Annotated in this window: 12 protein-coding genes; 2 read left to right on the top strand and 10 right to left on the bottom strand. The window is 72.4% G+C overall.

From position 1 onward, the window contains the following. The coding region (locus ACL02O_RS06435) for a hypothetical protein (protein ID WP_412817030.1) at positions 1-241 on the bottom strand (241 nt) is incomplete at its 3' end. A gap of 57 nt (positions 242-298) precedes the next feature. After that, positions 299-1,243 carry a hypothetical protein gene (locus tag ACL02O_RS06430; protein ID WP_412817029.1) on the bottom strand — a complete coding sequence of 315 codons (945 nt, stop codon included), beginning with the start codon at positions 1,241-1,243 and terminating at the stop codon, positions 299-301. Positions 1,244-1,318: 75 nt separating this feature from the next. Here ACL02O_RS06430 and ACL02O_RS06425 point away from each other — a divergent pair, with 75 nt between their 5' ends. Beyond that, the gene (locus ACL02O_RS06425) at positions 1,319-1,735 is read left to right on the top strand and encodes a YchJ family protein (protein WP_412817028.1); all 417 of its coding nucleotides are present in this window, start codon (positions 1,319-1,321) and stop codon (positions 1,733-1,735) included. Between the two features lie 100 nt (positions 1,736-1,835). Here ACL02O_RS06425 and ACL02O_RS06420 read toward each other — a convergent pair whose 3' ends face one another. From ACL02O_RS06420 to ACL02O_RS06385, 8 genes are all read right to left on the bottom strand, one after another. Next, the gene (locus ACL02O_RS06420) at positions 1,836-2,381 is read right to left on the bottom strand and encodes a gluconokinase (protein ID WP_412817027.1); all 546 of its coding nucleotides are present in this window, start codon (positions 2,379-2,381) and stop codon (positions 1,836-1,838) included. Then, positions 2,371-3,600 (bottom strand): D-mannonate dehydratase ManD, encoded by a 1,230-nt coding sequence (gene manD / locus ACL02O_RS06415; RefSeq protein WP_412817026.1) that lies wholly within the window; start codon positions 3,598-3,600, stop codon positions 2,371-2,373. Before manD ends, ACL02O_RS06420 begins: the two co-directional genes overlap by 11 nt. A gap of 24 nt (positions 3,601-3,624) precedes the next feature. Next, complete coding sequence (locus tag ACL02O_RS06410) at positions 3,625-4,578, bottom strand: sugar kinase (protein WP_412817025.1); 954 nt, start codon at positions 4,576-4,578, stop codon at positions 3,625-3,627. Next, on the bottom strand, positions 4,575-5,198 hold the full coding sequence (locus tag ACL02O_RS06405; protein WP_412817024.1) for a bifunctional 4-hydroxy-2-oxoglutarate aldolase/2-dehydro-3-deoxy-phosphogluconate aldolase: 624 nt from the start codon (positions 5,196-5,198) through the stop codon (positions 4,575-4,577). Before ACL02O_RS06405 ends, ACL02O_RS06410 begins: the two co-directional genes overlap by 4 nt. A 2-nt stretch (positions 5,199-5,200) precedes the next feature. Continuing rightward, positions 5,201-6,349, bottom strand: coding sequence for a galactonate dehydratase (gene dgoD, locus ACL02O_RS06400; RefSeq protein ID WP_412817023.1), 1,149 nt, complete (start codon positions 6,347-6,349; stop codon positions 5,201-5,203). Positions 6,350-6,354: 5 nt separating this feature from the next. Continuing rightward, positions 6,355-7,170 carry a carbohydrate ABC transporter permease gene (locus ACL02O_RS06395; protein ID WP_412817022.1) on the bottom strand — a complete coding sequence of 272 codons (816 nt, stop codon included), beginning with the start codon at positions 7,168-7,170 and terminating at the stop codon, positions 6,355-6,357. Continuing rightward, positions 7,167-8,114: a carbohydrate ABC transporter permease gene (locus ACL02O_RS06390; RefSeq protein WP_412817021.1), complete on the bottom strand. Its 948-nt coding sequence runs from the start codon at positions 8,112-8,114 to the stop codon at positions 7,167-7,169. The genes ACL02O_RS06395 and ACL02O_RS06390 overlap by 4 nt, the downstream gene beginning before the upstream one ends. Before the next feature lie 72 nt (positions 8,115-8,186). Next, positions 8,187-9,476: an ABC transporter substrate-binding protein gene (locus ACL02O_RS06385; protein ID WP_412817020.1), complete on the bottom strand. Its 1,290-nt coding sequence runs from the start codon at positions 9,474-9,476 to the stop codon at positions 8,187-8,189. A gap of 137 nt (positions 9,477-9,613) precedes the next feature. Between ACL02O_RS06385 and ACL02O_RS06380 the strand changes: the two genes are divergently transcribed. Beyond that, positions 9,614-10,387 carry a FadR/GntR family transcriptional regulator gene (locus ACL02O_RS06380; protein ID WP_412817019.1) on the top strand — a complete coding sequence of 258 codons (774 nt, stop codon included), beginning with the start codon at positions 9,614-9,616 and terminating at the stop codon, positions 10,385-10,387. The last annotated feature ends 4 nt before the right edge of the window (positions 10,388-10,391 follow it).

Below are 10,391 nucleotides of genomic sequence, written 5' to 3'. Positions count from 1 at the left end.
AGGCCACCGCCGCGAAGAAGGCCCCGGCCACCAGGGCGGCGGCGAAGAAGGCGCCCGCCACCCGGGCCACCGCGAAGAAGGCACCCGCGCGGAAGGCCCCGACGAAGAAGGGCACGGCCCGCAAGACCACGGCGAAGAAGGTCGCGGCGACCACCAAGGCCCGCACCGTCGCCGCGACCCGGACGCCGGCGAAGAAGGCGACGACCATGGAGTCGTTCGGCAGCCGGCGTACGGCACGCACGAGCGCCCGCTGAGACCGGGCGGCGACCCGCTGCGGCGGTCGCGGCGGGTGGGCCGGTCAGGGCGCGGTGAGCAACGCGACCCGCTCGGTGGCGAGTTCGCCGAGGCGGTGGCCGGTCTCGTTCGCCTCCACGGCCAGCCGGTCCTGCAGCTGGGCGAGGGCCGTCCCCGCCCGGGCGACCGACTGCTGGGCTCGTCGGATCCGGCCGCGCACCGCGAGGTCGGTGAAGATGTTGTCGAGGAAGATGTCGGCGAAACGGGTCAGGTCGCCCACCGCCAGCTCCGGCCCGAGCCACGGCCCGGGCAGGTCGGCCAGCTCCGTCCGCAGTGCCGCCAGCCGGCGGTCCGCGACGCGGGCCGCCGCCGCGGCGTCGTCCATCCGGTTGTGCTTCATCATGCTGCTGATCGCTCCGCCACCGAAGAACGTGTCGTAGGTGGACCAGTTGTCCGCCCTGGCGAGCCGGTCGCGTACCTCGGCGAGGGCGGTCCGGGCGGCGGCCGCGGCCCGGACCGCCTCCTGGACATGCCAGGCCCGCGCGGTGAGCCGGTCCCGTTCGGCGGCGAGCACGGCGAGGCGGGCGGCGCGGGGGTCCCCGCCCGCGCGGAGCCGACGTTCCCGTTCGTCGAGCAGGGCGGCGTACGCCTGCGGCGCGTCGGCGAGCGCGGCGCAGCGGGCCTGGGCGGCCCGGTGCTCCTCCCGCAGCCCGGTGAGCTGGGCCTGGGCGTCCGCCTCGCGCCGGGCGGCCAGCTCTGCCTCGGCCCGCTCCCGGCGCAGGTCCTCCTCCCGGCTGCCGCGCACGGCGGCGAGGAGCCGGGTGGCCGATCGGCCCTCCAGCCGCGCGACGTCCGCCTGTTCCCGCTCGCGCGCGCCACGCAGCCCGGCGAGCCGGCGCTCCGCCTCGGCCACGCGCCGGCGCAGCAGCTCGACCTGCCCGATCGTCGTCTGGTATTCCCGGACCCGTTCGACCGCCTCGGCGAGCCGCCGGACCATTTCCCCGTCCACCCCGTCATTGCAGCGCGAGCGCGCAAGTCCGGGGCCGGCGGCCCGCAGGGGCCGGGCTGGGGCAGGATGGCGGTCGTGGCGAAGAACGGCACCCGCCGGAGCGCGGCCGAGGAGAGAGCGCCCTGCCCGTGCGGCAGCGGCCTGCCGTACGGGGACTGCTGCAGGCCGATCCACCAGGGTGTCTCGACCGCGGCGACCGCCGAGGCGCTGATGCGGTCCCGGTACACCGCCTTCGCCCTGGGCGACGCGGACTACCTGCTGCGCAGCTGGCACTCGTCGACCCGCCCGGCCCGGCTGCGGCTGGATCCCGGCACCCGGTGGACCCGCCTGGAGGTCCTCGGCGCCGACCGGGGTGGCCTCTTCGACGCCACCGGCACGGTCGCCTTCCGTGCCCACTACCGGGAGGCCGGCCGGCCCGGCACCCTCGACGAGCACAGCCGTTTCGTCCGCGAGGACGGCCGCTGGGTCTACCTGGACGCCCTGCCCGACTGAGCCACGGAAGCGGGGCCGGCCGGCGCCCGGGTCACCGGGTCGCCGGCCGCCCGCGTCGCCGGTCCGACGGTGCCGGTCGGAGCGACGACGTCACCGCCGGTCAGCGGCCGCCGACCGACACCCTCCGGGGCAGGCCGAGCCGGGTGACCGTCGCCGCCACGAGGTCGTCCGGCGACCCCGCCACCTCCAGCACGATCCCGGACTCGTCCGCGTCCAGCGGCTCCAGGATGGCCCGCTGCGAGTCGAGCAGGCTGGCCGGCATGTAGTGGTCGGCGCGCCGGGTCATCCGCTCCCGGATCAGCTCCGCGGCCCCGTCCAGGTGGACGAACTCGACGTGCGGTGGTCCCTGCCGCAGCACGTCCCGGTAGGCACGCTTCAGCGCCGAGCAGGTCAGCACCGTGGACACGCCTTCGGCGTGCCGGGCGGCCATCCAGGCGGCCAGGTCCCGCAGCCACGGCCAGCGGTCCGCGTCGTCGAGAGGGATGCCCGCGCGCATCCGGGCCACGTTCGCCGGCGGGTGGAACTCGTCCGCCTCGGCGAACCGCAGCCCGGTCACCTCGGCGATGCCCCGGGCCACGGTGGTCTTGCCCGCCCCGGACACGCCCATCACCACGACGTGCCGGGTGGGCGGCTGCTCACCAGTCATGGACCGTGCCGTCCTTGAGCCGGTTGAACGGCAGGTACGCCGGCTGGTACGGGAACCGGGCGGCGGCCTCCTCGTCCAGCTCCACCCCGAGGCCGGGCTGCTCCCCCGGGTGCAGGTAGCCGTCGGTGAAGCTGAACGACTGCCGGAACACCTCGTTGGTCAGCGGGCCGTGCTGCATGTACTCCTGGATGCCGAAGTTGTGGATGGCCAGGTCCAGGTGCAGCGCGGCGGCCATGCCGACCGGCGAGATGTCGGTCGGGCCATGGATGCCGGACTTGATCTGGTACTGGGCGGCGTAGTCGAGCAGCTTCCGCATGGCGGTGATGCCGCCGGTGTGGGTGACGGCGGAGCGGACGTAGTCGATGAGCTGCTCGCGGATCAGCGTCTGGTAGTCCCAGACGGTGTTGAAGATCTCGCCGATGGCCAGCGGGGTGGTGGTGTGCTGGCGGACCAGACGCAGCGCCTCCTGGTTCTCCGCCGGGGTGCAGTCCTCCAGCCAGAACAGGTCGTACGGTTCGAGGGCCTTGCCCAGCTTGGCGGCCTGCATGGGGGTCATCCGGTGGTGGCCGTCGTGCAGCAGCGGCAGTTCGGGGCCGAACTCGTTGCGGACCGCCTCGAAGACGCCGGGCAGGTGGCGCAGGTAGGCGCGGGTGTCCCAGTCCTCCTCGGCGGGCAGCGGGGTGCGCTGCGCCGGTTCGTAGTCGTAGCGCTTGCCGTCGGCGCTGGGCTGGGCGGCGACGCCGTAGACGGCGTTGATGCCGGGCACCGAGGTCTGCACCCGGATCGAGCGGAAGCCCAGTTCGAGGTGCCGGCGGATCGAGTCGAACAGCTCCGGCAGGTCCCGCCCGGAGGCGTGCCCGTACGCCATGATCCCGGTCCGGGAGGCACCGCCGAGGAGCTGGTAGAGCGGCATTCCGGCGGCCTTGGCCTTGATGTCCCAGAGCGCGACGTCGACGGCCGCGATGGCGGCCATGGTGACCGGCCCGCGCCGCCAGTAGGCCGACCGGTACAGGAACTGCCAGGTGTCCTCGATGCGGTGCGGGTCCCGCCCGATCAGCAGGGGGACGACGTGGTCGGTCAGGTAGGACGCGACGGAGAGTTCACGCCCGTTGAGGGTGCCGTCGCCCAGCCCGGTGAGCCCCTCGTCTGTGGTGATCTTGAGGGTGACGAAGTTGCGGTCGGGGCTGGATACGATCACTTCGGCTGCGACGATCTTCACGCGCTTGCCTTTCTCGGGGTGGGATCAGCGGACGGTGCTGCCGGGTTGCCAGCCGTCCAGGAGGGACAGCTCGTCGCGGCGCGGCAGGGTCTCCCAGTCGCCGTGCCCGGCGACGGCGAAGGCACCGAGGGTCACCGCGCGACGCAGCCGCCCCGCCAGGTCGAGGCCGTCCAGGTGGCCGGAGAGGTAGCCGGCGGTGAAGGCGTCCCCCGCGCCGACGGTGTCCACCGCCGTCACGGGCAGCGCCGCCGCCTCCAACCGGCCGTCGCGGGTGTACGCGCGGGCGCCGTCGCCGCCGAGTTTCACCAGCACGGTCGACACGCCGCGGTCCAGCAGCTCGGCCACCACCGTCGGCTCGTCCGCGCCGGGCGCACCGACCAGGTCCAGCTCGTCGTGCGAGGCGACCACGACCGAGGCGTGGCCGGCGAGCGGGGTGAGCACCGCCCGGGCGGCGTCCCGGTCCCACAGCTTCGTCCGGTGGTTGACGTCGAGGCAGACCAGGGTCCCGCCCCGGGCGGCGGTCCCGGCCGCCCACGCGGTGGCCGCCCGGGCGCTGTCGGACAGCGCCGGGGTGATCCCGGTCAGGTGCAGCACCCGGGCGCCGGCCGCCAGGGCGGGCCGCACGTCGTCGACGGTCAGCGCGGACCCGGCGGAGCCGGCCCGCTGGTAGACCACCCGGGTCAGGTCGGCGGTACGCCGTTCCAAAAACATCAGCCCGGCCGGGCGGTCGGGGTCGCGGACCACGTGGCCGACGTCCACCCCCTCGGCGCGCAGTTGCCGCAGCAGGAACAGGCCGAGCTCGTCGGCGCTGACCCGGCCGGCGAAGCCGGCGCGGTGACCGAGCCGGGCCACCCCGATCGCCACGTTGGACTCGGCCCCGGCCAGGTGCGGGGTGAGCGGGCCGCCGGTCGCGAGAGGCCCGGCCGAGCGCAGCGACACCAGGGCCTCGCCCACGGTGAGCAGGTCGACGCCGGTCATGCGACGGCGGCGAGGTAGGCCCGGGCCCGCTCGCGCAGGGCGCCGAGGTCTCCGCCGGAGGCGGCGTCGCCCACCAGCGGACCCCCGACGCCGACGGCGATCGCCCCGGCGGCGAGGTAGCCGGGCAGGTCGGCCAGGCCCACCCCACCGACCGCGACGAACGGAATGTCCGGGAACGGGTCGCGCAGCGCCTTCAGGTAGGCCGGGCCGCCCAGTGAGGCGGGGAAGAGTTTCACCGCCACGGCCCCGGCGCGCACGGCGGCGTACGCCTCGGTCGGGGTGAGCGCCCCGGCGGCCACCGGCAGCCCCCGGCGGGCCGCCGCGCCGATGGAGTCGACGACGGCCGGGGTGACGACGAACTGGGCGCCGGCGGCGGCCACGTCGGCGACCGCCGCAGGGGTGAGCACCGTGCCGGCGCCGACCAGGGCACCGGGCGGGGCGTCGGCCCGGATCGCGGCGATGGCGTCGCAGGCGCCGGGGGTGGTCAGGGCCACCTCGACCACCCGTACGCCCGCGGCGAGCAGGGCGGTGCCGGTGGCCACGGCGGCGGCCGGGTCGGTGCCGCGGATGACCGCCAGCAGGCGGGTCGCGGCGAGTTCGGCGGTGAGGTCGAGGGTCATCGTCACCATTCCGCGTAGGAGCCGTCGGGGTGCCGGAACATCGGGCTGCGCCAGGCGTGGCCGCGCCGGTCGGCCTCCCGGACCGCGTTCTCGTCGATCTCGATGCCGAGGCCGGGGGCGGTGAGCCGCTCCACGTGTCCGTCCACGAAGGCCAGCGGCTTCTTGTCGAGACAGTAGTCGAGCACCTCGGCACCCTGGTTGTAGTGGATGCCGATGCTCTGCTCCTGGATCAGGTAGTTCGGCGTGGCGAAGCCGACCTGGAGGCAGGCCGCGAGGGCGATGGGGCCGAGCGGGCAGTGCGGGGCGAGCTGCACGTCGTACACCTCGGCCAACGAGGCGATCTTGCGGACCTCGGTGATGCCACCGGCGTGCGACAGGTCCGGCTGCGCCACCGCGATGCCGGCCTGGAAGACCGGCAGGAACTCCTGCCGGCTGTACAGCCGCTCGCCGGTGGACACCGGGGTGGTGGTGGACCGGACGAAGTCGCCGATCAGGTGGGAGTTCTCCGGGACGACCGGCTCCTCCAGGAACAGCGGCCGGTACGGCTCCAGCAGCGGCGCGACCCGGCGGGCGTTGGCCAGGGTGAACCGGCCGTGGAAGTCCACCGCGACGTCCCGGTGCTCGCCGAGCACCTCGCGGGCGGCGGCCACCCGGGCCACCACGCCGTCCAGCTCGGCGACCGAGGCGATCGGGCTCATCCGGCCGGAGGCGTTCATCTTGACCGCGGTCAGTCCCGCCTCGACCTGCGCGGCGATGTGGTCGCGGACCTCGTCGGGCTCGTCGCCGCCGACCCAGCCGTACACCCGGATCCGGTCGCGGACCGGGCCGCCGAGCAGCTGGTGCACCGGGGCGCCGTAGTGCTTGCCGGCGATGTCCCAGAGCGCCTGGTCGAGGCCGGCCACGGCGCTGGCCAGGATCGGTCCGCCCCGGTAGAAGGACCCCTTGGTCATGACCTGCCAGTGGTCCTCGATGCGCAGCGCGTCCCGGCCGACCAGCAGCTCGGCGAGCTGCTCGACGGCGGCTCGGACGGTCTCGGAACGGCCCTCGCAGGTGGCCTCCCCCCAGCCGACGATGCCGGACTCGGTCTCCACCCGGACGAACAGCCAGCGGGGCGCGACGAGGAAGGTCTCGATGCGCGCGATGGTGGTCATGCCGCTCAGCCCTTCGTCGCGCCGGCGGTGAGGCCGGAGACCACGTACTTCTGCACGAACAGGGCGATCACCATGATCGGCAGGGTGACCACGGTGGCCGCGGCCATCAGGCCGCCCCAGTCGATGCTGGCGTACCCGACGAAGTCGAAGATCGCCACGGGCAGGGTCTTGGTGTTCGCGCCGGAGAGCACCAGGGCGAACATGAAGTTGTTCCAGGAGAAGATGAAGGAGAGGATCCCGGCGGTCGCGATGCCCGGCATCGACAGCGGCAGGGTGATCCGGCGGAACGCGCCGATGTGGGTGAGCCCGTCGACCAGCGCCGCCTCCTCCAGCTCCTCGGGCAGGCCGTCGAAGAAGCCCATCATGATGTAGACGATCAGCGGCAGCGAGACGAACATGTGGCTGAGGATCAGCACGCCGAACCCGCCGACCATCTTCAGGTTCGAGAAGACGTAGTACCAGGGCACCAGCAGCGAGACGCCGGGGATGACCCGGGCCATCAACACCACCAGGGCCGACTTCTTCATGTTGAACCGGCTCATCGAGTACGCGGCCGGCACGCCGAGGATCAGCGACAGCACGGTCGCGGCGAACGCCACCCAGAGGCTGTTGCCGATGAACTGGACGTAGTGCGCCTGCTTGAGCACGTTGGCGTAGTTGTCCAGGGTGGGCGAGAAGACCAGCGCCTTGCCGGTGTCGTAGATGTCGACGTTGGTCTTGAACGACGCGGCGATCATCCAGAGCAGCGGCGCGATCAGTGACAGCACCACGACGACGAGGGCGACCACCCGGAAGATCCGGTACGCGGGACGGGGCTTCATCGCTTGGCCTCCTTACGCCGCGCGGTCAGGGCCCACATCGACCCGATGATGATCAGGAAGAACAGGATGAGGACGGTGGAGGAGACGCCGTACTCGTTGTAGTCGAAGCTCAGCCCGTAGGCGTACACGTTGAGGGTCTCCACCTCGTGGAAGGAACCGCCGCCGCGGCCCTTGGTGGCGTAGAGGATGTCGAAGGTCTTCAGCGCGTCGATGCCGCGCAGCAGGATCGCCACGACGACCGTGGGCATCAGCAGCGGCAGGGTGACGTGCCGGAACCGCTGCCAGGTGCTGGCGCCGTCGATCCGCGCCGCCTCCTGGGGTTCCTCCGACAGTGAGGTCAGTCCGGCGAGCAGGATCAGCACCACCATCGGGGTCCACTGCCACACGTCGATGAAGATCGTGGTGGGCAGGGCGGAGTGCTCGCCGGCGAGCCAGGGCTGCGGTGCGATGCCGACCCAGCCGAGCAACTGGTTGGCCAGGCCGATGTTCGGGTCGAAGATGAGCCGCCACATCATGCCGACCGCGACCGGGGTGGCGACCAACGGCATGAGGATGGCGACCCGGACCCACTTCTCACCCTTGAACGGCCGCCACAGCAGCAGCGCGACGGCCATGCCGAGAACCACCTCGAAGGCCAGCGCGACGAGGGTGAAGGTGGCGGTGCGGCCGACCGCCGGCCAGAACCGGTCGGTGTCCGCCAGCACGTCGAGGTAGTTGCGGAAGCCCACGAACTCGCTCTCGGCGCGGACGGATCCCTCGGCGTCGGTCAGGCTGAGCCAGATCGTCCAGCCCAGCGGGATCACGATCAGAGCGGCGACGAAGGCCATCGCGGGGGTGGCGAAGAGCCACTTGCGATGGTCGTTGGCCCAGCGCGCCCAGCCGGGCGTGTCGGGCATGACGCCGGCGCCGCCGGGTGCGCGGCGGGGGGTGGTGACGGTTGCCATGAGATCTCCGGGGATGGGCGGGCCGACAGGGGTACGCGGGTGGTGGGGCGCGCCCCACCACCCGCGTGCGACTTACCTGGCCTCGTCGTCCAGGAACTTCTGGAAGCCGGCGTTGGCCGTGTCGGCCGCGGCCGCGGCGTCCTTGCCGGCGATCGCGTCGACGATCGGCTGGCCGACGATCTCACGGGCCTCGGCGACCTTCACGACCAGCGGGCGGTCGTGGCCCACGCCGCCCTGGGAGCTGGCCGCGATGGCATCCACCAGGTCCTTCGGGTAGGTCGCGGTGCCCTCCGGGTTGGCCCAGACGGAGCTGCGGGCGCTCGGCACACCGGACTTCTGCTGCGCGAGGGTCTGCTCCTTGCTGGTCGCCCACTCGATGAACTTCCAGGCGTTGGCCTTGTTCTCCGAGCCGTCGTTGATGCCCAGCGCCCAGGACGGCACGTTGTACGGCTTGGAGCCGGCCGGGCCAGCCGGGAACGGCGCGAAGCCGACGGTGTCGGACACCTTGGACTTCGCCGGGTCGGTGGCGTTCTTGTAGAGCGAGTCGGCCTCGGTGTAGAAGGCCGCCTTGCCCTGGGTGAAGATCGCCATCGCCTCGGGCCAGCTCATGTCGGTGCTGACGTTGGCCGGGCCGGAGTCCTTGATCAGCCCGCCGTAGTAGGCGTACGCCTGCTTGGCGGCGTCGCTGTTGACGGCGGCCTTGCCGCTGCCGTCGACGAAGTCACCGCCGAAGCTGTAGAGGAAGCTGGAGAACTGGGTGACCGCCGGCGACTTGCCCGTGCGGGCGACGAAGCCCGCGACACCCGGGGTGCTGGCCTTGATCTTGGCGGCGGCGGCCTTGAGCTCGTCGAGGGTCTTCGGCGGGGCGCTCAGGCCGGCCTTGGCCAGCAGGTCCTTGCGGTAGTACAGGACCTCCTGCTCGGTGATGATCGGCACGCCGACCACCTTGCCGTCATAGGTGGTGGTGTCCACCGGGCCGGCCTGGAAGTCGTTGAAGTCCCAGTCCTTGTTGGCCTTCACCTTGTCCGACAGGTCGGCGAGGTACTTGTTCTTGGCGAACAGCTTCCCCTCCTGCAGGGGCCGGTACATCATCACGTCGATGTCGCCGGAGCCGGCGTTCAGCTTGACGTTGTACTGGTCGGAGAGCTGGTCCTCGCCGAGCTGGGTGATCTCGACCTTGAGCCCGGTCTGCTTCTCGAACTCGGGCAGGGCCGCCTTGATGTTCTCCGTCCACACGTGGTTCGCCAGCGTCACGCGCACCGTCTTGGACGCGCCGCTGTCGTCGCCACCGCCGCCGCAGGCGGCCAGGCCCATGGCGACCACCGCGGCCAGAGACGCACCGATTATCGATCGACGTCGCACGTCATCTCTCCTTTTCTCGTGGTCGCCGCCCCGGGGGAAGAGCGCCACAACGCTGTAACGTCTGCTTAACGACCGGATGCTAGGCCGAAAAAGCTGACTTATTCAAGGGGTGATCCCGAACTGATATGCTCCGTCGCGTGGATCAGTCCTCCCCGGGGGTCGCACCCGCCCAGTCCGGACCCGCCGAGGCGGGGCTGCACGCCCGCGTCCTCGACCACCTCGGCACCGCCATCTGCGGCGGCGAGCTGGCCGCCGGCTCGGTGCTCAACATCGACGAACTGGTCGACCGGTACGCCGTCTCCCGGTCGGTGATCCGCGAGGTCCTACGGGTGCTCGCGTCGATGGGTTTCATCGAGACCCGCCGCCGGGTCGGCGTGCTGATCCGGCCCGCCGAGGCGTGGAACGTCTTCGATCCGCAGGTGATCCGCTGGCGGCTCGCCTCCGCAGGACGGATGGCGCAGCTCCGGTCGATCACCGAGCTGCGGACCGCGGTCGAGCCGCACGCCGCCTGGCTCGCGGCCGGCCGGATCTCCCCCGACGAGGCCAGTGACCTGGTCGGGATCGCCGCGAAGATGTGGGCGGCCGGGGAGGCCGGGGACGAGGAGCGCTTCCTCCGCCTGGACATCGACTTCCACCGGCGGGTCCTCGCCGCCTCCGGCAACGAGATGTTCGTGAAGCTCCAGGAACTGGTCGCCGAGGTGCTCACCGGCCGGCACCACTACCACCTGATGCCGCACCACCCGGACCAGCAGGCGCTGCAGCTGCACGCCGAGGTCGCCCAGGCGCTGCAACACCGCGACGGCGAGCGGGCCCGCCGGGCGATGGTGCAGATCATGGAGCAGGCGTTCGACGAGATGAAGTCGATGTGGGGGCAGGTCGCCGAGCCCGGAGCGGGCACGGCCGCGCGCTGAGCCG

Source organism: Micromonospora mangrovicola (genome assembly GCF_047200535.1).
In the GTDB taxonomy this organism is placed as follows: Bacteria; Actinomycetota; Actinomycetes; order Mycobacteriales; family Micromonosporaceae; genus Micromonospora.
Note: the sequence above shows the minus strand (reverse complement) of the source record. Positions and strands in the feature narration are given on the sequence as shown.

What these genes read in the sequence shown, in the direction of transcription:
- dgoD (WP_412817023.1), bottom strand. Translation starts at nt 6,349, where the DNA reads ATGACCACCATCGCGCGCATCGAGACCTTCCTCGTCGCGCCCCGCTGG.
- ACL02O_RS06395 (WP_412817022.1), bottom strand. Translation starts at nt 7,170, where the DNA reads ATGAAGCCCCGTCCCGCGTACCGGATCTTCCGGGTGGTCGCCCTCGTC.
- ACL02O_RS06410 (WP_412817025.1), bottom strand. Translation starts at nt 4,578, where the DNA reads ATGACCGGCGTCGACCTGCTCACCGTGGGCGAGGCCCTGGTGTCGCTG.
- ACL02O_RS06420 (WP_412817027.1), bottom strand. Translation starts at nt 2,381, where the DNA reads ATGACTGGTGAGCAGCCGCCCACCCGGCACGTCGTGGTGATGGGCGTG.
- ACL02O_RS06405 (WP_412817024.1), bottom strand. Translation starts at nt 5,198, where the DNA reads ATGACCCTCGACCTCACCGCCGAACTCGCCGCGACCCGCCTGCTGGCG.
- ACL02O_RS06390 (WP_412817021.1), bottom strand. Translation starts at nt 8,114, where the DNA reads ATGGCAACCGTCACCACCCCCCGCCGCGCACCCGGCGGCGCCGGCGTC.